Origin of the sequence: Yinghuangia soli (assembly GCF_021502675.1) — a bacterium.
Classification (GTDB): Bacteria; Actinomycetota; Actinomycetes; order Streptomycetales; family Streptomycetaceae; genus Yinghuangia; species Yinghuangia soli.
The window spans coordinates 353521-376429 of record NZ_JAKFHA010000004.1; the positions used below are offsets into that span (position 1 = coordinate 353521).

Here is a 22909-nt window from a genome sequence, read left to right on the forward strand (position 1 = left end):
TCCGGCCCGCCCGGTCCGTGCGGTCAGCCGGCCACGCCGCCGCCGTCCGGGCGTACGTGTGCCAGGTAGGCGGTGGGGGAGCAGCCGGCGAGTTCGCGGAAGTCCCGGTTCAGATGGGCCTGGTCGTAGTAGCCGCAGGCGTCGGCGAGCACCGCCAGCTCCGTGCCGCCGGGGGCGCCGAGGAGCCGCACGGCCTTCCGGAAGCGCATCAGCTTGCCGACCGACTTCGGCGGCAGGCCGACCTGTTCGCGGAACCGCGCGGTCAGGTGCCGGCGGCTCCAGCCGGTCTCCGCAGCGAGTTCGGCGACGCCGACCCGCCCCGCGGACGCGGCCAGCAGGTCCCAGGAGCGCGCCACCTCCGGTCGCGGCACGGGCCCGGCCGCGAGCCGCCGCCCCCCCCAAGCGTCCAGCACCGCGCACCCGGCCGCCCCCCCGGGCGCGTACGCGAGGCGCTGCGGCAGGTCGGCGCCCAGCCCCGGTGCGGCGCCGGCCAGCGCCTCGAACGGCACGATGCGGTCCGCGATCTCGCTCATCGGCAGACCGAGGAGCGTGTACGCGCCCAGCGGCGTGAGGTCGACCTGCACCCCGGCCTGCACGCCCGCGTGCTCGGTCAGGGTGGGCCCGTTGTGCAGCCCCGCGACGAACGACACCGTCTCGCCGGGTGCGTCGACGCCGGGCCGGGAGGCCAGCCGGATCGGGTCGCCGAAGCTGATGATCAGCACGATGCCGGGTGCGGCGACCTCGCGGCGCCGGACCGGCGCGGTGAAGTCCTCGCGGTAGCCGCAGTAGCCGGACAGCAGCCCGACCAGTGCGGGGTGCGCGGTCCGCCGGGCCATCTCCCACGAACCCGGCGCCGACTCGTGCCGCACCACGTCCAGGAGCGGCGGCACACCGGGCACCGCCGGTGCGTACGCGGTCGGGAGAGTCGGGGCCGTGGCCATGCTGACAAGTGTGGCACCGTGGGGTGACACGGGCGGTCCCGAACCGCCCGGCGGAACTTGGGGAGCGGGACATGCGGTTCGCGGTGTCGGCCGACGAGGTCGCGGGCGTGGCGGAACTGATCGGCGCGGAACTCGCCCGGCGCGGCCACGAGGTCGAGCTGTACGGCGCGCTCGCCCCCGGTCAGCGCGCCGACTGGGCGTGGTGCTCCGAGGCGGCGGCCCGCGCGGTCGCCGAGGGCCGCGCCGACCAAGCGGTGGTGGCCTGCTGGACGGGCGCGGGCGCGTCCATCGCGGCGAACAAGGTGTCGGGCGTGCGCGCCGCGCTGTGCACCGACGCGGTGATGGCCGACGGCGCCCGCAAGTGGGCGGACGCGAACGTGCTCGCGCTCAGCCTGCGGCTGACCTCCGAACCGCTCCTGGTGGAGATGCTGGACGCCTGGTTCGCGGGCGCCCCAAGCGAGGACCCGGTCGATCAGGAGAACGTCGCCCACGTCGCCGGCATCGCCGACGCGCCGCCCGCATCCTGACGCCGCCCGCGTCCTGACGCTGCCGGGCCAGGACGCTGCTGGGGTCAGGTCGCCGGGCCGCAGACGCGCGCCCCCGGCCCCGGACTTCGCCGGGAAGGGGGCGCATGGTCGGTGCCTGCAGGGAACTGCGCACCGGTCAGAACGTCTTGGTGTAGGTGAGGAATCCTCCGTTGCTGCTGTTGATCTCGACGGTGGCACTGGTGACGGTCACCGGACCGACGGTCGCGACCCACGACTTGTTCGGGCAGGCCTTGTTCGGCGCGGTCGGGGTGATCGTCGCCGAGATGTTGAAGCTCGCGTTGCCGTGCACGGCCTGGATGACCTGCGGCGGTGTGGTCACGCTGCCGCTGCCCGACTGTCCGGGGACCGGTCCGGCGGACTTGCCCGGGTTGAAGCACGAGACCGGGAAGGTGTAGTTCACGGTCAGGTCGGCGACGATGGATGTACCGGCGCCCGCGACCTGGCCGGTCGCGTTCACGGTGTTCCCGTTGACGCTGATCACCGGAGTCTGGTTCTGGTAGAAGTGCAGGCCGCTGCCGATGGCCGGTGCCGTGGCCGTCAGCGGGATGGCGAGTGCACCCGCACCCAGAAACAGGAGCTTGGTCTTCATGTAACGCATGGCTGCTCCCTTTTCGGGCCTTGCCGTCGTCGGCCACCCGGCCGGCGACGGCCTGTGGTGCCCATCGAAAAGGAGCCCATCGGAAGGCAGGAGCAGGTCCTCGCCGGCGGCCCGCGGACGGCATACGGTCACCCGAAGCGCTGCGGGTGCCGACTATGGCGAGGTAGTGGTCAAGTTAGCCATGCCTCCGCCGGTCCTCAAGATCGAAACGACCGCGATTGCGACAGTTTCGCGATGGCCGCCGGCAATTGCTTCGCGACATTGATTCCACCGCGGGCCGCTACGCCGCCGGCTCACGCACCCGGGCGGAGGTCCAGGCGGCGCAGCAACTGGGCGTTGAGGGCGACCACGACGGTCGACAGGCTCATCAGGATCGCCGCCAGCTCCATCGGCATGTCGATGCCGGCCCAGGCCAGCGCGCCCGCGGCGATGGGCACGGTGACCAGGTTGTAGCCCGCGGCCCACAGCAGGTTCTGCAGCATCTTGCGGTACACGGCCTGGGACAGCTTGCGGATGCCGACCACGGCCCGCGGGTCGTCGGAGGCCAGCACGATGCCCGCGGACTGCACCGCGACGTCGGTGCCCGCGCCGATGGCGATGCCCACGTCGGCACGGGCCAGTGCGGGGGCGTCGTTGACGCCGTCGCCGACCATCGCGACCCGGCGGCCGCGCCGCTGCAGCGCGGCGACCTTGGCGTCCTTGTCGCGCGGCAGGACCTCGGCGTAGACCTCTTCGACGCCCAGTTGCCCGGCCACCCATTCGGCGACCGGCCGGGCGTCGCCGGTGATCATCGCGGCGCGCACGTGCTCGCCGTGGAGTTCGGCGACCGCCTCGTACGACTCGGGCCGGACCTCGTCCTCCAGGGCCAGGGCGCCCGCGAGTTCGCCGTCCACCACCACGTACAGCACGGTGGCGCCGTGCCGCGACCACAGGCGGGCCGCCTCGGCCAGGTCGTCGGCCGGGCTCAGGTCCGCATCGCGGAGCAGGCCGGGGCCGCCGACGCGCACGTCGCGGCCGGCCACGTCGGCGCGGATGCCGATGCCGTCCTCGGTACGGAAGTCCCGGGCCGCGGGGAGGTCCGCCGGGCCGGCGGGGGCGGCCGCCGCGGCCCGGACCACGGCCTGGGCGAGCGGGTGCCCGCTGTCGCGTTCCGCCGCGGCGGCCAGCGCGAGGGCCTCGCCGGGCGCCCAGCCGTCCGCGGTGCGCTGCGCGGTGACCGCAGGGGCGCCGCGGGTCAGGGTGCCGGTCTTGTCGAAGAGAACGGTTTGCACGTCGCGCATGCGCTCCAGCGCGATGCGGTCCTTGACGAGGATGCCCTGCCGCGCCGAGATCTCTGTGGAGATCGCGATGACCAGCGGGATCGCCAGGCCGAGGGCGTGCGGGCAGGCGATGACCAGGACCGTGACGGTGCGCTCGACCGCGGCCGCGGCGTCGCCGAGGAGCGACCAGACCACGACCGTGATCAGCGCCGCGCCGACCGCGTAGTAGAACAGCAGTGCGGCGGCCCGGTCGGCGAGCGCCTGGGCGCGGGACTTGGACCGCTGGGCATCCGCGACCATGCGGCGGATCCCGGCGAGCTGGGTGTCCTCGCCGGTCGCCGTCACCACCACGCGGACGGCGTTGTCGACCAGCACGGTGCCGGCCACCACGGAGTCCCCGGCGCTCCGACGGGCGGGCTTGGACTCGCCGGTGACCAGCGACTCGTCGAACTCGGCGGAACCCTCGGCGACCTTCCCGTCCGCGGGCACCCGCGCGCCGGCCCGGACCAGGACCGTGTCGCCGGGCACGAGGTCGGCGATGGGGACCTCCGCCACCGAGCCGTCCGCCGCGACGCGCTCCGCGGTGTCGGGCAGCAGCTCGGCGAGCGCCTCCAGGGCCCCGGACGCGGCGCCCAGGGCGCGCATCTCCAGCCAGTGGCCGAGCAGCATGATGTCGACCAGCAGGGCCAGTTCCCACCAGAAGTCCAGCTCGTGCGAGGCGATCTCGAGGCTGGCCGCCCAGGACGCGGCGAACGCCACGGTGATGGCCATCGCGATCAGCGTCATCATGCCGGGCCGCCGCGCGGCGAGCTCGCCGCGCGCGCCGGACAGGAACGGCTGCCCGCCGTACAGGTAGACCGCGGTGCCGAGGACCGGCGGCACCCAGGTCGAGCCGGGGAACGACGGGACGCGGTAGCCGAGCAGGTCGGCGAAGCCCATGCTGAGCCACACGACCGGGACGGACAGGATCAGGCACTGCCAGAAGAGCCGCCGGAACATGTCGGCGTGGCCCGCGTGGCCCGCGTGGCCTGCATGGCCGTCGTGCCCGGCGTGCCCCGCGTGGTCGGCCCGGCCGTCGTCGTCCGCATGCTGCACGCGGCCCAGGTGGTCCCCGTGCGGCTCGTGCACCTCGTGCGCCTCAGGCTCGTGCGGTCCGGGCCCGTCGGGAGGCGAGGCGTGTCCGGCGTGTGTCATCCGCTCCCGATGCCCGCACAACCGGTCGGCTATCCGGAAAAAGCCGACGAGTTGTCGTCCCGGACCGGGACCGGAAGAAGGGGAGTCCCGGGCCGCCCGGCGGGGGAGGAGCACACCCTGAGGGCGGACTCCCGCGCGCCACGGGCGCGGAGCCGCCCCGACCGGAGGGGGGACGGCCATGGCGGACGACTGGCCTGCCGACTGGGACCGGCTGGTCCAGGGCATCGGCTGCCCGATGTGCGAGCAGGGGCGCCCGGAGCGCACCCCGTACGGGGTCCTGCTCCGGGCCGGCAAGCACACCGACGCCTACCTGCAGCGCGCCGACGTGCGGCCCGGGTACAGCCTGGTGGTCTGGCGGGGCCGCCATGTGACCGAGCCGACCGAGCTGACCGACGACGAGGCCGCGGCCTACTGGGCGGATGTGCTCGCCGTGGCGCGCGGGCTCATCGCGTACTACCGGCCGCTCAAGATGAACTACGAGACGCTCGGCAACTCGCTCCCGCACCTGCACACCCACCTGGTGCCGCGCTATCGCGAGGACCCGGCGCCGGGGCGGCCGTTCCCGCTCGGGCAGGCCGTCCCGGACCTGCCGGACGAGCAGGTGGAACGCGAAGCGGCGGCCGTCCGCGCACTGCTGCGCTGACGGCCGCCGCTTCTCCGGTCAGTGGTGGCCGAACTCGTCCGCGGCGTCCCCGTCCCCGTCCCCGGCGTCGCCGGCGAGCCGCGAGCCGCGGAGCATGAACCAGGCCGCGGCGGCCGCGGCCAGCAGCACCGCGGCACCGGCGCCGGCGGCGAGCTGCAGGCCGTCCAGGAACGCGTCCTGCGCCGAGCCGGCCAGCGCCGCGCCCATCGGCTCGGGCAGGTGCCCGGCCGCGTCGACCGCACCCGCGAACGAGTCGTTCGCGGCGTGCGCCGCGGCGCCGTCGACGCCCTCGGGTATGGCGAGGTGGCCCCGGTACACGCCGGTGATCACCGAGCCGAGCAGGGCGATGCCCAGCGCGGCGCCCAGTTCGTACGCGGTCTCCGAGATCGCCGAGGCGGCGCCGGCGTTCTCCTTCGGTGCGCTCGACATGATCAGGTCGGCGGTCACCGTGAACGACAGGCCGGCGCCCAGGCCGACGAACAGCAGCGCGGCACCGATGACCGGGTACGGGGTACCGGAGTCCAGGGTGACCAGCGCGCCGAGCGCCAGACCGACCGCGGCCAGGCCGAGTGCCACCGCGAACCGCGGCGACACGCGGCGCGCGACCAGGCCGGCGGCCAGACCGGTGAAGACCGCGCCGACCGTCGCGGGCAGCTCGGCGAGACCGGCCTCCAGCGGCGAACGGCCCTGCACCAGCTGGAAGTACTGGGACAGGAAGAACACCACGCCGGACAGCCCGAAGACGGTCAGCAGGTCGGCCAGTACCGCACCGGAGAAGTTCCGGTTCGCGAACAGGCGCATGTCCAGCAGCGGGACGCGCAGCGCGAACTGGCGGCGCGTGAACCACACGAGCGCGGCCACGCCGGCCGTGCCGGTCGCCACGACGTCCCAGCGCAGGCCGTACGCGGCGGCCTCCTTGACCGCGTACACGACGGCGATCATGCCGACCAGCGAGAGCAGCGCGCTCGGCACGTCCCACGGGCCGGGGTTCGGGTTCTTCGACTCGGGCAGCACCTTGATGCCGATGACGATCAGCAGCAGCATCACCGGGAGGTTGATGAGGAAGACCGAGCCCCACCAGAAGTGCTCCAGGAGCAGTCCGCCGACCACCGGGCCGACCGCGGCACCGGCCATCGACATGGCACCCCAGATGCCGATCGCGAAGCTGCGCTCGCGCGGGTCCGGGAACAGGTTGCGGATCAGCGCCAGCGTGGACGGCATCAGCGTCGCACCGGCCACACCCATCGCGGCACGCGCGGCGATCAGCGCCTCGGCACTCGGCGCATAGGCGGCGGCCAGCGACAGTGCACCGAACGCGGCCGAGCCCCACAGCAGCAGCTTCTTGCGGCCGAGCCGGTCGCCCAGGGTGCCCATCGACACCAGCAGGCCGGCGATGACGAACGAATAGGCGTCGCCGATCCACAGCAGCTGCGCACCCGAGGGCTGCAGGTCGGCGCTGAGGAACGGGACGGCCAGTCCCAGCACGGTCGCGTCGATCGCGACCAGCAGGACGGCCAGCGTCAGCACGGTGAGGGCGACCCACCGGCCGGGGTGCGGCGCACCGGAGGCGGCCGCGGGGGCTGAGGCGGGGCCGGGGCCCTTGATATGGGAACCCGGGTTGGCGGTGGTGGCAGGCGAGCTGTTCACAGCAGATCCAAGTCGGTGCAGTAGCGGTGAGTCGGCGAGTCCGAGGAGTCGCAGAAGTCGGGTGCGGCAGGTACCGCGGGTGCCGCAGAGCGGCTCAAATCTCGGGTACGGCAAAAGATCTCGGGTACGGCAAAGGAGTCGGTCGGGACCGAACGGTCGCCGCGGCACGGAAGCGGCATCGGAGGCGGAGCCCTGGTGCGGCCGTTCGCGTTGCGGTGTCGTCCCGTCGCGGTGTCGTCCCGATGCGCCCGGGCAGTGGCGCTAGCTCACGGCCGGGTCCGGTCCTCGTCGGACGCCGCCGATCAGCAGTTCGGCCACCACCCGCGGTGCGTCGCGGCGGGCGAGCCGCCCGTCGCGGACCGACCAGCCGGCGCCCACGGCCAGCGAGAACGCCGCCTCGGAGATCCACTGGGCGGGCAGGTCGATGCGCAGCGAGCCGTCCTGCTGGCCGCGCCGGACGACCGCGGTCACCCGGCTGTCGACGGCTTCCCAGGCCGCATCGATCTCGGGGTTGTCCACCAGCGCGTTCTCGCCGTAGAGGAACCCGAGGAACTCGGCGATCGGCATCAGCTCGTCGACCATGCGGCGCAGCGCGGCGGCCGCATCGCCTTCGTCGAGCCGGGCCGCGTCGACGGCCGCGGAGACCTGCTCCAGCGCGCGGCTGCCCAGCGCCAGGGCCAGTGCGTCCCGCCCCGGGTACATGCGGTGCAGGGTGGCCCGGCTGATGCCGGCGGCGCGGGCGATCTCGTCCATCGAGGCCGCGGGACGCCGGTTGAGGTGGCGGGCGGCTTCGCGGAGGACGTGTTCGCGGTCGGTGGACATGATCCGAAGATACCTCAAGTGAGACAGTTATGTCTCATGAATTATTCGGCTTCCGCCGTGCGCCCTGTCATGCGGCCAGCCGCCGCCCTGCTCTCCGCCTGCCGCAGGGGCTTCCGGTGCGCGCTCCCGACTGGTACCAAGAACTTGACCTTCTCTAGTAAAACCGGTTTTCTCTAGCTGTACCCAGCGACGCAGGCACGGAGGCCCGATGTCCGAGAACCCGACCACCGCACGCGACCCGTTCGACCTGACCGGGCGCGTGGCGATCGTGACCGGCGGCAGCCGCGGCATCGGCCTGGCCATCGCCAAGGGCTTCGCGGCCCGCGGCGCCAAGGTGGTCGTCGCCAGCCGCAAGGCCGACTCGTGCGAAGCGGCGGTCAAGGACATCGAGGCGGCCGGCGGCCAGGCCCTCGCGGTGCCCACCCACATGGGCGAACTCGACCAGCTGCAGACCCTGGTGGACCGCACCGCGGAGCACTTCGGCGGCATCGACATCGTGGTCAACAACGCGGCCAACCCGCTGACGCTGCCCATCGGGCACTACACGCCCGAGGCGTGGGACAAGTCCTTCCAGGTCAACCTGCGCGGCCCGGTCTTCCTGACCCAGTACGCCCTGCCGCACCTGCGCCGCAGCACGGTCGGCGCGTCCGTCATCAACGTGATCAGCGCCGGGGTCTTCCTGCGCTCGGAGCCGACGTCGCTGTACGCCTCGGCGAAGTCCGGCCTGCTGGCCTTCACCCGGTCCGCCGCGGGTGCGCTGGCCAAGGAGAACATCCGCGTCAACGCGCTGGCCCCGGGCACCGTCGACACCGACATGGTCCGCAACAACACGCCCGAGGTCGTCGCGTCCATGGAGAAGTCGTCCCCGATGGCCCGCATGGCCACCCCCGAGGAAATGGTCGGCCCGGCCCTGCTGCTGGCCTCCGACGCGGGCAGCTACATCACCGGCCAGGTCATCAGCGCGGACGGCGGCCTGACCGTCCACTGACCGGCGCCACCCGCCGTGCAGCCGGCCGCCCGGGGCCTGTCGCCGACAGCCCCGGGCGACGGCTTCACGCGCCCACGATGCCGTCGATGCCCTCGCGCAGGAAGTCGGCGTGGCCGTTGTGGCGGGCGTACTCGAGGATCATGTGGAGCATCACCAGGCGCAGCGAGACGTCGCTCTCCCACTTGGGCACGTACGCGGTCACGTCGAGGGACTCGGCGGCCTGCTCGATGCGGCGGGACTGCGCGACCTCGTGCTCCCAGGCGGCGAACGCCTCGTCGCGGGTGGAGCCTTCCGGGTCGTAGGCGTCCTGGAAGTCGCCCTTGTCGGACCACAGCATCGGGACGTCCTCGCCGGCGATCACGCGGCGGAACCAGTTGCGTTCGACCTCGGCCATGTGCCGGACCAGCCCGAGCAGCGTCAGCGTGGACGGCGGCATCGAGCGCTTCCGCATCTCCTCGGTGTCCAGGCCCGCGCACTTCATGGCGAGCGTGGCGCGGTGGTAGTCGAGGAATGCGCGCAGCATCTCGCGCTCGCCGCCGGTCAGGGGCGGGCCGACGCGGTCGTCTTCGGTAGTCACGCCGAGCGACTCTAGTCCGGCAGGGGCGGCCGCGCGGGCACCGGCGCGGTCCGATCCCGAACGGCGCCGGGCGGTGTCGCGGGGTGCCGTGCGGGTGCCGCGCGAGTCCGTCCGCGCGAACGGATCTTGGTCCTGGGCACGCGCCGAGGTGCCTGGTACGGTGCGCCGATGGCATCGGTCAAGCAGTTCCAGGTCACCTTCGACTGCGCCGCGCCCCGGCGCCTGTCCGCCTTCTGGTGCGAGGTCCTCGGCTACGAATTGGCTCCGCCGCCGTCCGGGTTCGCGACCTGGGAGACGTACGAGGAGTCCCGGCCGCCCGAGGAGCGCGACTCGTGGAGCGCCTGCACCGACCCCACCGGCGTCGGCCCGCGCCTGTTCTTCCAGCGCGTCCCCGAAGGCAAGGTCGTCAAGAACCGCGTGCACCTCGACGTGCGGGTCGGCACCGGGCTCGTGGGGGAGGAGCGCCTGGCCGCGCTCGAAGCCGAGTGCGCGCGCCTGGTCCCGCTCGGCGCGGTCCGCGTGCAGCTGCTCTACGACGGCCACGACTCCTGCATCGCCATGCAGGACATCGAGGGCCACGAGTTCTGCATCGACTGACCGGGCGCCGGCCCACGCCCCGGCGGCCGGCGCGGCCCGGGCTCACGCCCCCGGCAGCGGGAAGATCAGGCAGCTGCTCGTCGCGTGCGCCAGCAACTTCCCGCGCTCGTCCAGCAGTTGCGCCTCCGCCAGGGCGGTGCGCCGCCCCGCGCTGAGCACCTTGCCCACCGCGCGGATCCGCCCCGAGTCCATCGTGACCGGGCGCAGGAACTTCGTGTTCAGGTCCAGCGAGGTGTATCCCACGCCGTGCGCGAGCGTCGTGTGCACCGCGCAGCCCGCGGCGGAGTCGAGCAGCGTGGCGTAGACGCCGCCGTGCACGCTGCCGATCGGGTTGTAGTGCTCCTCGCCCGGCACCAGCGAGAACACCGCGTACCCGTGCTCCACTTCGTCGAGGGTGAAGCCGAGCGTCTCGGCGATCGGCGGGGGCGGGTACGTGCCGGCGATCATCGCGCGCAGGAAGTCCAGGCCCGCCATCGATGCCGCCGTCGCGGCGGTGGCCGCCGGGTCTTCCCACTCGATCGTCCGCGTCCGTCCCATGTGCGTGCCTCCCGCTCGTGCTGCCGGCGCCGGATGACTCTGAAAAACAGAGCCAGGGGACTAGACTACCCCCATGGCCCTGCAGTGGTTGGACACCGACCCCGAGAACTGCCCGATCGCGCACACCCTCGATCTGGTCGGCGAGAAGTGGTCGCTGCTCATCGTGCGCGACGCCGCCAACGGGGTGCGCCGCTTCGACGACTTCCGCCGGCACGTCGGCCTGTCCGACGCGGTCCTCGCCGACCGGCTCCGCAAACTCGTCGGGCACGGCGTCCTGGAGACCCGCCCCTACCGGGACGCGGGCAGCCGCGCCCGGCTCGAATACCTGCTCACCCCCAAGGGCTGGGACCTGTGGCCGGTGCTGCTCGCCCTCAAGCACTTCGGCGAGACGCACGCGGGCGACCCGCGCGGCCTGATGATGGAGGTCCGGCACCGCGACTGCGGCGCGCCGGTCCGCCTCGTCGCCGAATGCGCGGCCGGCCACGGCGCGTTGACCAGCCGGGACGCGGTCGCCACGCCCGGCCCGGCGGCCCGGCCCCTCACCGAGCGCTCCGGCGCCGGCCGCGCCGGGTAGCCGGAACGGTGGCCGCGCGACCGCCGAGCGGTCTGCGCACGACTGCCGCACGGTCCCGGGAGGAGTGCGGCGGGCAGTGCGGCGGGCACCCGGTCGGCCCGCCCCGGTTGCCGAGACTCCTGTGGCGTGTGAGGTTGGACGAAAATGTCGCCATCCTCGCAATCCGCGGGAAAGCAGGGCAGTTCGGCATGGGCAAGCAGCGTCGGATCGTGGCGGTTCTCGCCTGCGCCACCGCACTCGCGGTGGCGTCCGGGTGTTCGGACGACAAGGAATCCCCCGAGGTCGCGGCCTCCAAGTCGGCCAGCGCCGCGGCCAACGCCGCGTGCGCCGACCTCGACAAGCTCAAGACCGACGTCGACAAGCTGAAGACCGCGGACCCGGCCGACACCAGCAAGGACGAGGTCAAGGCCGCGGTCGACACAATTGCCACCGACCTGTCGAACCTCGCCGGCAACACCGGCGACGTCAGCTCCGCCCTCAGCTCCGCGGTCAAGACCGCCGGCGACGCGGTGAAGTCGGTCTTCGACTCGCTCTCCGGCGACTCGACCGTCAACCAGACCGTGGACGCGCTGAAGAAGCCGCTGGAGGCGCTGAGCAGCACCGTGAGCGCGACCCGCACCACGCTGAAGTGCTGAGCGGTACGCCGGGCCCGTGAAGTCCCGGCCAAGACACCGCATCGGTGAAGCACCGGCCGTCCGGTCCGCCGGACGTGTGCACGTCGGTCGGACCACCGCATCGATGTGCGCACGCTTCGCGGACTCGAAGCAGCGGCTCCGGTCGAGTATGTCGTGCAGCGCGGCGTAGCCGCCGCGCACGGTGTGCCACGATGTCCGGATGATCGCGACCGAGCCCAGCGACGCCCGGGTGGCCGGCTTCTGGCAGGCCCTCGGTCTGCCCGGACTGATCGACGTGCATACGCACTTCATGCCGCGCCAGGTCCTCGACAAGGTCTGGGCGTACTTCGACGCCGCGGGCCCGCTCACCGGCCGCGCCTGGCCGATCGCGTACCGCACCGAGGAAGACCACCGGGTCGAGGTGCTCCGGGCGTTCGGGGTACGCCGCTTCACCGCCATGCTCTATCCGCACAAGCCCGAGATGGCCGCCTGGCTCAACGCCTGGGCGGCGGACTTCGCGGCCCGCACGCCCGACTGCCTGCACACCGCGACGTTCTTCCCGGAACCCGCCGCGGCCGCCTACACCGCCCAGGCCGTCGAGGACGGCGCCCGCGTGTTCAAGGCGCACCTGCAGGTCGGCGCGTACGACCCCAACGACGACCTGCTCGACCCGGTGTGGGGGCTGCTCGCCGACGCCGGCGTCCCCGTCGTGACGCACTGCGGCTCCGGCCCGGTGCCCGGCAAGCACACCGGCCCCGAGCCCATCGCCCGCCTCCTCGCCCGGCACCCGCGGCTCAAGCTGATCGTGGCGCACATGGGCCTGCCCGAGTACGCCGAATTCCTCGACCTCGCCGAGCAGTACCCCGGCGTGCTGCTGGACACCACGATGGCCTTCACCGACTTCACCGAGGCCGCATCGCCGTTCCCCCGCGCCGAACTGCCCCGCCTCGCGGACCTGGGCGACCGGGTTCTGCTCGGCAGCGACTTCCCGAACATCCCGTACCCGTACCTCGACGCGCTGACCGCGCTCGAACGCCTCGGCCTGGGCGCGGACTGGCTCCGCGCGGTATGTCACGACAACGCCGCCCGCGTCTTCGCCCTACCGGCCTGACCCGAGCCCTGCCGGCCGCCCCGGTCGTAGGGGAGTCGTAGGGGAGGTGCCCGGCTCAGCCCTCGGCCGCCGCCTCGTCGAACGCCTTGACGACCCGCTTCGGCGCCGTCATCCGCCACGAGTCCGTGAGCATCGCGCGCAGCTCGTCGGCGTCCTCGACCGCGGCCAAGTGGGCCCGGATCCAGTTGTAGTTGTCGTCGTGCCCATGCCGCATGAAGAACTTCTCCGGCTCGGCCGCGATCAGCTCGGCCCGGTCCTCCTTCGGGCAGCGGAACGCCACCGAGGCGTCGTCCTCGGCCAGCGCCGCGAAGATCTTGTCCCGCACCCGGAACGTCGGCGCCCCCCACGCGAGTTTCTCCGCCGTCTCCGGCAGCGCAAGCGCCTCGCGGCGAACGTCGTCGGGGGTCGTCGCCATCGGTTCCTCCGTCACCACGCGAACTAGACCAATCCTCGCCCACGCTATGCGCCCGCCTGGACAACCGCAGCCGGACAGTCGACGTGTCGTTGGACCTGGCGGCGCGTTACCCCGCGGAGCGCGGCGAACCAGTCGACCCCGGCGAGGCATTGGACCACGGTTCGCGCAGGCGCGCTCATCGCCGAGTACCGGGTGGCTGACCGGCGCTTCCTGAAGCGGCTGCGCGAATGGAGAACAGTCCGAAAGTGATCGGGGCAGCGGCCGGCGGGGAAGCCGCGTGGGCGACTGCGTCGGACCTTGGCGTATCCGCGGCATTCGCCAGTCGGCACCGCCACCCGTTCCCGACCGACCCCGCCAGATCCTCGTTCCCATCCCCCGACCATAGGACTGGCAATCGGCTCCGTGCGATCGCGAAGGCGCTCCCTGCGCGCCCTACTCGCGCCGTGACGGGATAGCTACCTTGTCAAGTGAGCCCCGTGCAACAAGGAGGCAATCATGGGCGGTAAGCGCTCCAGTCCGCTGGACAACGCAGGTCGAAATGGCCACCACGGACGTACACCGGCTGGACTGCCACGATCCTCTGTCAGCGCCTCATGAACGCCTCACTCGTTGTCGTCGTGATCCTTGCGTTGGTGGTGGGCAGGCCCATTGCACGATTCATCGGCAACACCCTCGGGTTCGCTGTCGGCTGCGCCGAGACGGTGTTCGTTCTGATGATTGCAGTCGGCCTGATCCTGCTGCTGGCCCAGCTCTTGGGCATCCCTGTCTTCGGCTGACACAGGACGCCGGGTGTATACGGGACCGCGGTAAGCCCGAGCTGCGGAGCCAGAGCGGGGGTCTGCCCCGCGTTACCCGGCACGGCGCCAAGTTCTCTCATTGAAAAGGCAATTCATGCTTTCGGGGAGTCCCGGAGGGTTAGGATCTATTCATCACGTCGAATGCTGGGGGGCATGCGATGATCGAGAAAACCACGGAGTCCGGCGCCCTTGAGGTTGTCTATCTGGCGGACGCTGAGCCGCACGCGCGTGGTGCAGCTAAGAGTTCGGCGGACCTGCGATCGTGTCTGATCCTGCATGCGCTGTTTTCCGGCAGCCTGATCATCGGGGATTCGCAGAGCCTGAACAACCCCTACTTCCGGCGGTTGGTCTCTTTGGAGGAAGCGCTGCCCGCAGGAGAGGTCTCTGTTCCCCGGGACATCGCGCGGCTCCTGCAGCATGGGAACCTGCGGATTGCACGCCGGGCCGGGCAGACGCTCCGCCTGATTCGGGATGAGCACGCGGCACGGGGGGTCGAGAATGTGCCGGACGCGTCGTACGCGGAGTTGCTTGAGACCATGACGGACACACACGCGGTCTTCTGGGACCGTGCCGAGGTCGAGGGCGCGTTCAAAGCGGGTGTCCTGGAGCGGCTCGAAGCAGTCCGGTCGGAGACGCCGAACCCGGCCCGCTTGGCGGTGTACGAAGCGGCGTCGCAGTGGGCGGAAGAGCAGCCGGTCTTGCTGTACAAGGCGTTGCGCGACTGGATGTCGACTTACGCGACGTCCCACACGGCGTCCTTTGACCTGTCCGCGGCGCTGCGGCAGATCGAGTTGCAGACCAGTGCGTCGTATCAGCGGGCGCTGCCCAAGGCACTCGAGGCAGGCGTCGCCAAGGCTCGGCAACACTCGGACATCATGCCGGCCGCGAGAGTCCGTACGGTCCTCGAGGTGAACGGCCTTCCAGGGGTTCTGCTGGACAATCACCTGCTGGCCAAGTTGCCGGCGGAGGCGTTCTTCGGGTTGGCTGAGGAGCCTGCGCGGGACGCCCTGGTCGGGGAGTTCCGCAAAATCCGATGTGGCCTGCCGTCCGATGTGGACGTCCTGCGCTCGGCCGCCGAAGAATTTGCGGCCCTGATGAGTGAGGTGTTCGACGCCGTCTTCCGCGGCGTCGGTGGGACTCCGTGGGACCGGTTGCAGGGCCGCCGCCGACTCATGCGGCTGCGCCTTGAAGAGGACCTCGGGAGCGGGCGGCTGGCGGCAGCTCTGGAGGCCAACTGGGAGAAGACCTCCGCCCGGGCCGCGCTGGCCTATCGGGTAGCGGGAGCTCCGGTACCGGATGAGGCCGACGGTTCGCCGACCGAGACGAAGGCGGTGGACACGCGCGACCGCTTGGTCACGGCTGCATGAGACCCGATTCGGATTCCGGCGGCTGGTCTGTCGGGTAGGCAGTATCGATGTGCCTCGCAGCGACGGCCAGCGTGAGGGCGGCCAGGGTCACTCCGCACGTGATACGGCCCGCTCGCAGCCAGGAGCCCAGGTCGCCCCAGGGAACCCAGATCGGGTTGCACACCGACTCCATCGTCTCCGGTTGCGCCGCGACCGACTGCGACGGGTCCACGATCGCGCGGTACACGTGGACGGGGGTCTCGATAAGCCCGGTTTCCGGATGCAGCATCCCGACTTCGTGCACCGACGTCGCCACGAGCCCGGCCTCCTCGCGTAGTTCGCGTACGGCCGTCTCATGCGCCTGCTCGCCGGGATCGCGTGCGCCGCGAGGGAACTCCAGCGACGCCGTTCCCAGTGCATATCGGTACATCGGCACCAGCGCTACCCCGGCGGGTCCACTCGGGACCACGACCACGCCCGAAGTCGACCACTGCCAACGCAGGTAGTTGCCCGGGGAGCCGCTTGGCGACACTGTCTCATCGTTGAAGAGGCGTCCGAAGCGGTTGCCGAACACCTCGACGGCACGAGTCCGGGCAATCGGGGGTGGCTCCTGGTTCGAATCATCGACCGTCCTCATGCTTCCTCCCGTGCATTCGTCGTTCCGCAGGACCGCGTGAACGTGAACGGCACCACATGTTCAAGGTGCGGCCGCCAACCGCTCCCGCCAATCGGCCTGTTCGCCGACGAACTCAGCTATCTCGCCGGACAGTTTGATGAGCGCATTCATCCACATCCGTCGTTTTCCAGGGCGTGTGTCGTCCCAGCCGGCAAGTGACGCTGCGAGGACGGCCGCCTCACGCAGCGCAATGTATCCGTCGCGGAGCCGGTTCGCCATCAAGAGTCCAGAAGCCTGCCGATACAGGCCGTCCGGCAGGCGGTCGAGATAACGGCCCGGTTGGTGAAGTGCCAGCTCGCGGAGCCGGGCGATCGCTTCTTCGTCGCTGGCGACCGCGTCGGCCAACGCGCCCGTGCGTTGCTGGCACACCGCGAGCATCTCCAGACACGCCAGGAGAGTGTCTTCCTGCCGCACGCTGGGTGGCGCCGTCCGGCACAGCATCACGCTGCGAGCCGCGTCGGCTGTCGCCGAGTGGACCTGTCCGTTCAAAATCCTCAGCTCGGCGAGTCGGCTCAGCGCCGCCGCGGCAACCAGGGTGTGACGGCGCCCGTCCGGCTCCTCCAAGAGACCGTCGTACAGGTCGATCGCCTGGTGGCTGTAGCGCAACGCCTCCGCCTCGCTGCCCGACCGTTCCAGCAGAAAACTCAATCTGCTCAGCGCCGCTGCATAGTCCGCTGCGTAGCTGTCCGAGCGTTCGACCAGGCTCCCGGCCAATGCCGCCGCAGTGCGGGCGGCGTCGACCGCCGTTTCCACGTCTCCTAGGTCCAGGACTCTGAGGCCATATGCCGAGAGGCGTCGAAGCCTGCGGAACTGGGCGGGCTCGTCGAGGAGAGACCCCGACGCGGCGAGCAGCCGCCGAAGCACGATCTCCGACACTGCGGACATGCTCGACGGGTAATCGGGCAGCAAGGGTTCCAATGCCTCGAGCAGCGACTCCGCGCAACATTCCAGCACCGGCACCATCAGCCGGGCGAGGGGCTCCGCATTCGGCAGCACACCGATGCTCGTCACCAAGGCGGGCAGCAGCACGGCCGGGGAGGACGCGATCGCCGTCTCGAGGGCCGAGTCGAGAACCGGATAGCTGTCGTGATGGTCGATACGCCCAACTACCGTGCACCCTCGAGCCCGGGCGAGCGCCTCCACCGTCTCGACCGCAGCGGCGACTCGCCCGGCGTCGTCCTGGCCCGGGCGCGCCCCGAGGACCGCGGATAGGTAGCCGTCGGCATCGCCCGAAGCCTCAGGCGAGGCGAAGACCCGCCGGGTCAGTGCCTCCGCCAGCCGATCAGGCTCCAACGGCGCGATCCCGCCCCCAAGGGCCGGGTGCAGCTCTTGCAGACACGCCACGAACCCGTGGAGATTCGGTGTTCGGGTCCCACCGAACGCTCCGGCATGGACGCGCCCAAGCAGGGCTGCGAGTTTCCTGGGGCTTATTCCCGGCGCGAGTGTCGCGATCAGGAGCAGGCCGGCCGAGCGCTCTGTTCCGCTTGGACCAGTGAACTCCGTGTCGCCGGGCATATGCGCCGTCAGCTTCTCCTGGCAAACACGGAGTTCGTGTGCGCAGACAGCTTCCAAAGGGTCGTCGCTGGGCTGCCAGAAGCCGCCGCGTTCCTCGGTCAGGACCGCATCCAGAGCAAGGGCGAGGATACCAAGCAGCGAGTCCTGATGCGCCGCGTGCGACAGCAGCGCCCCGGGAGGGATCATCCCGGGACGGCCCCGCATTTTCGCGAACTGAGTAAACGCTGCTGTCACGGAGAATTCGCCCCCGGTGCCTTGCGTGTCGATAACGCGCGGCAGTGACTCGACAGCCGAGCCGGGGGGTAGCAAATCCCCCAGGCGAGTGGTCAGTGCGTGCCACAGGGGACGGTCGGAACGTCCCAGTAGAAGAACACGCAGGCGCGGCCGGACAGGGCCGCACTGCGCGACGGACTGGGTCAGTGCGACGACATCGTCCATCCGGGCCTGGGCGTAGTCCACGACCACAAGAGCCGGAATGCGTGCTGTAAGAGCGGAGTTGAGTTCCTCCAGCCTGTCGTTTTCCTTGTCTTCGTTCCAAAACCCGGCCAACCAGCCGGACCGCCGCATTCGCGTGCACAGTTCGGTGGCAAGGCGGGTCTTACCGGAACCGCCAGGAGCGTGCAGCAGCCGCAGCAGCCAGTCGGACTCGCTATTACACCATTGCTCCAACTGTTCCAGTTCGGGACGTGGAAAGAACGTCAGGACGTGCCGAGAAAGGTACTGCGCAGGTGTCAACCCGTCCGCTCCGGCAGACCGTCCGCGACCGAACAAACGAACTTGCCTCGCATGTACCCCCGAAGCGACGTTGCGCCAGGGAGTACCCGGCACATGTGCGTCCGCATTGCGTTCGACCACCCGCGGCAGACAGTCGCGGACAGCTTCAAGGGGGACCAACCAGCCGCCCAGCGAGCCGCTCTCCTCCCGCGACGCCTTTAGGACACCGCAGATCCGCCCGGTGCCGATGTTCAGAACCGGGCCGCCGCTGAACCCTCCGACAACTTGATCACCCTGAAGGCGGAGGAATCTGCCGCTGACCCCCACCACCGACAGCCGCAACGTGTCCGGATGGATACCGGTGTCCGGCGTCGTAGCGCTGAAACCGTGCACCACGACCTCGTCTCCCGGCGCAGGATCGGCGTCGTCGAGCCACACGCCCAGCCCATCCAACGGCTCAGTCAGCCTGAGAGCAGCCAGATCGGGGAACGGATACAACAGGCCCCCGTCATGGCGAGCGGGAAAGGCCCTGGCCACCTCGACAGGAATCATGCGGCCGTCGACCGTCCGAACATGGAACGGCACGGACCCGACGACGACGTGGGCACACGAGAGTACGGTCTCAGCCGAAACCAGGAACCCCGTTCCGCGGAATTCGGTGTTCGACCAGACCTGGACAACTTGGCCCCCTGCGAGACGGGCCAGGTCCACGCGACGTGACCGCTGCTCATGGGCGGCGCTCACCAGTGCGTCCTGCGGCCGCCGATGTAACGAAAACCACCAGCACGCGCCACGCAACCGCGCAGGACCGATTGGAGTCCCCGTCGGAAGATGCGACGGCCCGGTACCCCCGTAGCCACTGCGATGGAGCGCTGACACCTCGTTAGGACGGTGCCCACAGATATCGGGCCGCCGACAAGGACAACGGCCACAGGCAGGCGCGCACCTCGTACCACGGGACGAATCCGACACAGATCAAAGCCGACATGCGGCACGATCTCGCCCACCACCTCAAGCCCTGCGCGTCCAGCTTCCTGCGGACACCAGCCCCCGCCATGTCATGAGGAAGGCGACAGTCGTTCGTCGTCCGTCGGTCGTGTCAGTGTCGGCTGCCCCGCCTGCTGGGCCGGCAACTCGGCTGGCGCGCCGGGGAACTGGGGGAATCGAGGGTCGCCCCCCTCGATCCGACTCTTGTTCCAGGTGGCCGTGATCTTCAGTGCCGCCGCCCCCTCGCTGCCCGCCGCGAGTGCGGTGACCAACACGCCTGTCTTCACCGTGAGTTCGATGGAGAACTCCAAGACGACCTCGTCCGGCGCCACAGCTTCCAGGCCGGTGCGCACACTGCCGACCACGGAACGCAGAGTCTGCGGGAGATCCGTCAGCCGATACCGGGAACGTCCGAACGCGGTGTCACGCGGACCGCTGTCTGCTCCTGCTATGCGAACCCAAATGGTGGCCCCATCGGGTGTCTCAACCTCGACGATGTCTGACACGCCGCCCCCTTTGCCTGCTGCCCTACAGCGGTGCCAACCGGCACACGTACCAGTGTGGTGGGCCGCAGGCGAGCGTTCGCTGTGCTTTTCGAAACCTCCCCATTTGTTGCGTGGGCGAGGGAATGTGGTCGTGGTGACCGGGCCGACTGGGACGCGCTGTTGGTGCAGGCCGGAGCCCGAATTCAGTCCTTCGTCACGAGAGAGAGTGGCGGCAGGTCCAAGGGGAGCGTTTTCACTGGAGCGCACGATCGACCGGTCCGGCCCCACGCCGACGCCACCGGGACCACCGCCCGGGCCCGCACTCGCGACCCGCAGGCCGGGGCCGGCCGACGTCATCCAGGAGCTCGACTCGAGCCACGTTGCATCATGTGCAACGCGCATTGCGCAGAATGCTTCAGGTCTCTAGCATTCGGCAGCGGCGGGGCACACGACCGGGACCGCCGGGCGAGCAGGCCGGAGACCGAGACGGGGGCGCAGCGCGGATGAGCCAGAGTGTCGGCCGGGCCCTGCGCATCCTCATCGAACTGGGTGAAGGCCCGCGCTCCCTGGACCAGCTCGCCGCCGAGCTCGGCGTGCACAAGACCACCGTCCTGCGGTTGCTGCGCACCCTCGAGGACGACGCCTTCGTGCATCGCGACGCCAACCACCGCTTCCACCTCGGCGCCCGGCTGTTCGCCCTCTCGCATGCCGCACTCGAGCAGCGCGAGATCCTCGGGTACGCGGCACCCCACCTGGCCCGGCTCAACCAGGCCACCGGGCAGACCGTGCACCTGGGCGTCTACGAGGGCGGCGAGGCCGTCTACCTGGACAAGCACGAGTCGCGGCACAGCATCCGCATGTACTCGCGGGTCGGCCTGCCGATGCCGCTGCACGCCACCGCGATCGCGAAGGTCCTGCTGGCCGGGCTGCCGCCCGCCGAACGCCGCGCGGTGGCCGACCGCATCGCGTACACCCGCTACACCCCCAACACGATCGGCAGCGCGGACGAACTGCTCGCCGAGCTCGACCGGGTCGCCGATCGCGGCCACGCCCTCGACGACGCCGAGCACGAGACGTTCATGACCTGCATCGCGGCCCCGATCCGCGAGGCGAGCGGCCGCGTCGCCGCCGCGGTGTCGCTGTCCGTGCCGGACGTCGTCCTGAGCCGCGAGCAGGTCCTCGAACTGCTGCCCCGGCTCGTCGAGACCGCCCGCGCGGTCTCCCGGGACTGCGGCCACACCGGCTGACCGCGGCCCATGAACCCCGCGCCCCTGAAGCACAGGCACGTGAACCACACGCAGTACCGCACCGCACGAGAGGAACCGAGTACCCGATGAGCGAGCAGCCGCCGACGACCGAGAAGACCGCCGTCCTGACCGACGGCGCCCCGGCACCCGCCTGGGTGTTCTCCCAGGGCATCCGCAAGGGCCCGCTGCTGCAGGTGTCCGGCCAGGGTCCGCAGGACCCGGCGACCGGCGCGTACCTGCACGAGGGGGACGTGAAGGCGCAGACCCGCCGGACGCTGGAGAACGTCAAGGCGATCCTCATCGCGGGCGGCGCGAGCGTCGAGGACGTCATCATGTTCCGCGTCTACCTCACCAAGCGCGAGGACTTCGGCGCCATGAACGAGGTGTACGGCGAGTTCATCAAGGAGAACTGCCCGAGCGGCGTCCTGCCGTGCCGGACCACGGTGTTCGTCGAACTCCCGCACGAGGTCATGCTCGTCGAGATCGACGCGCTCGCTTCGGTCTGAGGCCCGGCTCGGAGCCCGCGGCCGCCGGCGCAGTGTTGCGGGCGGCCGCGGACTCCGGTCGCGGTGTCAGCCGGGGATCAGCACCAGCCGCCCGCGCAGCCCGCCCGCGGCCAGCCGCCGGTACGCCTCCTCCGCCTCGGCCAGCGGGTACGTCCCGGCCACCCGCAGCGTCAGCCCGCCCTGCGCGGCGACCCCGGCCAGCGCCGCCAGTTGCGGCCCGTCCGCGGTGATCCACGTGTTGCTCGTCGCGATGCCGCGCAGCGGCACGGCCGGTACCGGGCCGAGCACCGTGTACGCCCCGCGGTTGCGTACCGCGCCCAGCACCGCGGCGCCGCCGAGCACCGCTGCGTCCAGCGCCCCGTCCACCCCGCCCGGCACGGCTTCCCGGACCGCGGACGCGAGCCGCGGCACCTCGCGCGGCACGAACCACTCCGCGCCCAGCCCGCGGACCAGCGCCTCGTCCGCAGCCGTTGCGGTGCCGGCCACGCGCAGGCCTCGCCGGACGGCGAGTTCGACCGCGAAGCCGCCCACCCCGCCCGCCGCGCCGGTGACCAGGAGGGTTGCTCCGGCGGGCAAGTCCAGCCGGTCCAGGGCCTGTTCGGCGGTCAGGGCGTTGAGCGGCAGGGTGGCCGCCGCGACCGGGTCGACGCCGGCCGGCGCCGCGGCCACCTGGCCGAGGCCGAGCACGACGTACTCGGCGTGCGTACCGCTGTCGACGTCGAGGAGGTCGGCGATCCCGACCACCGCATCGCCCACGGCGTACGGGACGCCGGCCCCGACCGCGTCGACGACCCCGGCCACATCCCATCCCAACCCGATGCGCTCGCGCGGCGGATGCAGGCCGCCTGCGGCCAATGCGCCGGACGCGGTGGCCAGGTCCACCGGATTGACCGCGGCCGCGGCCACGCGGACGCGGACCTGGCCGGGGCCCGGTTCGGGCAGGGCGAGTTCGGCCAGTTCCAGGGCGAACCCGCCGGCAGCATCAGGACGGGACACGAGTGCGCGCATGGCGAAGTACTCCTCGGAAAGGGGAGGCCGGTGGGGGAGCGCGGGCGGAACCCGCACCACCACCCTGAGGCGAGTACTCTCCGAGGGGTAGTACGTACCAAGAAGTGCGTACCGGAGCCGGAGGTGCGCGGTGGCGACCATGACGGCGGCCCAGCGCCGTGCCGAGGAGCGGATCGCGTACGACGCGTACCTGGCCGCCTGCCCGTCGCGCCGGGTCCTGGACCGGATCGGCGACAAGTGGGTCTCGCTGGTGCTCGTCGCCCTCGCCGGCGGGCCGCTGCGGTACGCCGAGGTCGGGCGCGCGGTCCCCGGGGCCAGCGAGAAGATGCTCACCCAGACGCTGCGCGCCCTCGAACGCGACGGCCTCGTCGCCCGCACGGTCACCCCCGCGGTGCCGGTGCGCGTCGACTACGCGCTGACCGCGGTGGGGAAGAGCCTCGTCGGCCTGATCGGCGTCATCAAGCAGTGGGCCGAGGAGAACATGGACGGCATCGAGGCCGCCCGCGAGGAGTACGACGGGCGCGAGTGAGACCCGCGCCCGTCAGGTTGCCGCGCGGACGGCC

24 protein-coding genes are annotated in these 22909 nt (G+C 71.3%); 12 read left to right on the forward strand and 12 right to left on the reverse strand.

Annotated elements, in window-relative coordinates; all coding sequences use genetic code 11:
- Window positions 1-23 precede the first annotated feature (23 nt).
- On the reverse strand, window positions 24-941 hold the full coding sequence (locus LZ495_RS10570; protein WP_235051813.1) for a helix-turn-helix domain-containing protein: 918 nt from the start codon (window positions 939-941) through the stop codon (window positions 24-26).
- A 71-nt stretch (window positions 942-1012) separates the two neighbouring features.
- Here LZ495_RS10570 and LZ495_RS10575 point away from each other — a divergent pair, with 71 nt between their 5' ends.
- Window positions 1013-1468 (forward strand): RpiB/LacA/LacB family sugar-phosphate isomerase, encoded by a 456-nt coding sequence (locus LZ495_RS10575; protein ID WP_235051814.1) that lies wholly within the window; start codon window positions 1013-1015, stop codon window positions 1466-1468.
- 136 nt (window positions 1469-1604) lie between these two features.
- On the opposite strand, the gene LZ495_RS10580 is transcribed toward LZ495_RS10575, so the two are convergent.
- Window positions 1605-2087: a hypothetical protein gene (locus tag LZ495_RS10580; protein ID WP_235051815.1), complete on the reverse strand. Its 483-nt coding sequence runs from the start codon at window positions 2085-2087 to the stop codon at window positions 1605-1607.
- A gap of 293 nt (window positions 2088-2380) precedes the next feature.
- Window positions 2381-4540, reverse strand: a complete 2160-nt coding sequence (locus LZ495_RS10585) for a heavy metal translocating P-type ATPase (protein ID WP_235051816.1) — start codon at window positions 4538-4540, stop codon at window positions 2381-2383.
- A 178-nt stretch (window positions 4541-4718) separates the two neighbouring features.
- Here LZ495_RS10585 and LZ495_RS10590 point away from each other — a divergent pair, with 178 nt between their 5' ends.
- Entirely contained in the window at window positions 4719-5183 is a 465-nt protein-coding gene (locus LZ495_RS10590) for an HIT family protein (RefSeq protein WP_235051817.1), read from the forward strand.
- 18 nt (window positions 5184-5201) lie between these two features.
- Here LZ495_RS10590 and LZ495_RS10595 read toward each other — a convergent pair whose 3' ends face one another.
- Window positions 5202-6788, reverse strand: a complete 1587-nt coding sequence (locus tag LZ495_RS10595) for an MFS transporter (protein WP_235051954.1) — start codon at window positions 6786-6788, stop codon at window positions 5202-5204.
- 303 nt (window positions 6789-7091) lie between these two features.
- Entirely contained in the window at window positions 7092-7652 is a 561-nt protein-coding gene (locus LZ495_RS10600) for a TetR/AcrR family transcriptional regulator (RefSeq protein WP_235051818.1), read from the reverse strand.
- A gap of 208 nt (window positions 7653-7860) precedes the next feature.
- On the opposite strand from LZ495_RS10600, the gene LZ495_RS10605 reads away from it, so the two are divergent.
- Entirely contained in the window at window positions 7861-8640 is a 780-nt protein-coding gene (locus tag LZ495_RS10605; protein ID WP_235051819.1) for an SDR family NAD(P)-dependent oxidoreductase, read from the forward strand.
- Between the two features lie 64 nt (window positions 8641-8704).
- On the opposite strand, the gene LZ495_RS10610 is transcribed toward LZ495_RS10605, so the two are convergent.
- Window positions 8705-9163 carry a DinB family protein gene (locus LZ495_RS10610; protein ID WP_235051955.1) on the reverse strand — a complete coding sequence of 153 codons (459 nt, stop codon included), beginning with the start codon at window positions 9161-9163 and terminating at the stop codon, window positions 8705-8707.
- Between the two features lie 222 nt (window positions 9164-9385).
- On the opposite strand from LZ495_RS10610, the gene LZ495_RS10615 reads away from it, so the two are divergent.
- Entirely contained in the window at window positions 9386-9814 is a 429-nt protein-coding gene (locus LZ495_RS10615) for a VOC family protein (RefSeq protein WP_235051820.1), read from the forward strand.
- Between the two features lie 42 nt (window positions 9815-9856).
- Here the strand turns inward: LZ495_RS10615 and LZ495_RS10620 are convergent, their stop codons facing one another.
- Complete coding sequence (locus LZ495_RS10620; protein ID WP_235051821.1) at window positions 9857-10351, reverse strand: PaaI family thioesterase; 495 nt, start codon at window positions 10349-10351, stop codon at window positions 9857-9859.
- Between the two features lie 79 nt (window positions 10352-10430).
- Between LZ495_RS10620 and LZ495_RS10625 the strand changes: the two genes are divergently transcribed.
- The 3 genes from LZ495_RS10625 to LZ495_RS10635 all read left to right on the forward strand — a co-directional run bounded on the left by LZ495_RS10625 (window position 10431) and on the right by LZ495_RS10635 (window position 12650).
- Window positions 10431-10925, forward strand: coding sequence for a winged helix-turn-helix transcriptional regulator (locus LZ495_RS10625; protein WP_235051956.1), 495 nt, complete (start codon window positions 10431-10433; stop codon window positions 10923-10925).
- Between the two features lie 188 nt (window positions 10926-11113).
- On the forward strand, window positions 11114-11560 hold the full coding sequence (locus LZ495_RS10630) for a hypothetical protein (RefSeq protein WP_235051822.1): 447 nt from the start codon (window positions 11114-11116) through the stop codon (window positions 11558-11560).
- Between the two features lie 199 nt (window positions 11561-11759).
- On the forward strand, window positions 11760-12650 hold the full coding sequence (locus LZ495_RS10635) for an amidohydrolase family protein (protein WP_235051823.1): 891 nt from the start codon (window positions 11760-11762) through the stop codon (window positions 12648-12650).
- Window positions 12651-12705: 55 nt separating this feature from the next.
- Here the strand turns inward: LZ495_RS10635 and LZ495_RS10640 are convergent, their stop codons facing one another.
- Entirely contained in the window at window positions 12706-13065 is a 360-nt protein-coding gene (locus tag LZ495_RS10640) for an MmcQ/YjbR family DNA-binding protein (RefSeq protein ID WP_235051824.1), read from the reverse strand.
- Between the two features lie 593 nt (window positions 13066-13658).
- Between LZ495_RS10640 and LZ495_RS10645 the strand changes: the two genes are divergently transcribed.
- Entirely contained in the window at window positions 13659-13841 is a 183-nt protein-coding gene (locus LZ495_RS10645; protein ID WP_235051825.1) for a hypothetical protein, read from the forward strand.
- Window positions 13842-14020: 179 nt separating this feature from the next.
- Window positions 14021-15229, forward strand: a complete 1209-nt coding sequence (locus tag LZ495_RS10650) for a hypothetical protein (RefSeq protein ID WP_235051826.1) — start codon at window positions 14021-14023, stop codon at window positions 15227-15229.
- Here LZ495_RS10650 and LZ495_RS10655 read toward each other — a convergent pair.
- The 3 genes from LZ495_RS10655 to LZ495_RS44785 all read right to left on the reverse strand — a co-directional run bounded on the left by LZ495_RS10655 (window position 15216) and on the right by LZ495_RS44785 (window position 19606).
- Entirely contained in the window at window positions 15216-15845 is a 630-nt protein-coding gene (locus tag LZ495_RS10655; RefSeq protein ID WP_235051827.1) for an NUDIX hydrolase, read from the reverse strand. The two genes, LZ495_RS10650 and LZ495_RS10655, sit on opposite strands and share 14 nt — an antisense overlap.
- Before the next feature lie 60 nt (window positions 15846-15905).
- The gene (locus tag LZ495_RS10660; protein ID WP_235051828.1) at window positions 15906-18857 is read right to left on the reverse strand and encodes a S1 family peptidase; all 2952 of its coding nucleotides are present in this window, start codon (window positions 18855-18857) and stop codon (window positions 15906-15908) included.
- A 314-nt stretch (window positions 18858-19171) separates the two neighbouring features.
- On the reverse strand, window positions 19172-19606 hold the full coding sequence (locus tag LZ495_RS44785) for a CU044_2847 family protein (protein ID WP_235051829.1): 435 nt from the start codon (window positions 19604-19606) through the stop codon (window positions 19172-19174).
- A 482-nt stretch (window positions 19607-20088) separates the two neighbouring features.
- Between LZ495_RS44785 and LZ495_RS10670 the strand changes: the two genes are divergently transcribed.
- Together LZ495_RS10670 and LZ495_RS10675 are read left to right on the forward strand one after the other, a co-directional pair.
- Entirely contained in the window at window positions 20089-20832 is a 744-nt protein-coding gene (locus LZ495_RS10670; RefSeq protein ID WP_235051830.1) for an IclR family transcriptional regulator, read from the forward strand.
- Between the two features lie 86 nt (window positions 20833-20918).
- Window positions 20919-21338 (forward strand): RidA family protein, encoded by a 420-nt coding sequence (locus LZ495_RS10675; RefSeq protein ID WP_235051831.1) that lies wholly within the window; start codon window positions 20919-20921, stop codon window positions 21336-21338.
- A 66-nt stretch (window positions 21339-21404) separates the two neighbouring features.
- Here LZ495_RS10675 and LZ495_RS10680 read toward each other — a convergent pair whose 3' ends face one another.
- The gene (locus LZ495_RS10680) at window positions 21405-22346 is read right to left on the reverse strand and encodes an alcohol dehydrogenase catalytic domain-containing protein (protein WP_235051832.1); all 942 of its coding nucleotides are present in this window, start codon (window positions 22344-22346) and stop codon (window positions 21405-21407) included.
- Window positions 22347-22476: 130 nt separating this feature from the next.
- Here LZ495_RS10680 and LZ495_RS10685 point away from each other — a divergent pair, with 130 nt between their 5' ends.
- The gene (locus LZ495_RS10685; RefSeq protein ID WP_235051833.1) at window positions 22477-22875 is read left to right on the forward strand and encodes a winged helix-turn-helix transcriptional regulator; all 399 of its coding nucleotides are present in this window, start codon (window positions 22477-22479) and stop codon (window positions 22873-22875) included.
- The last annotated feature ends 34 nt before the right edge of the window (window positions 22876-22909 follow it).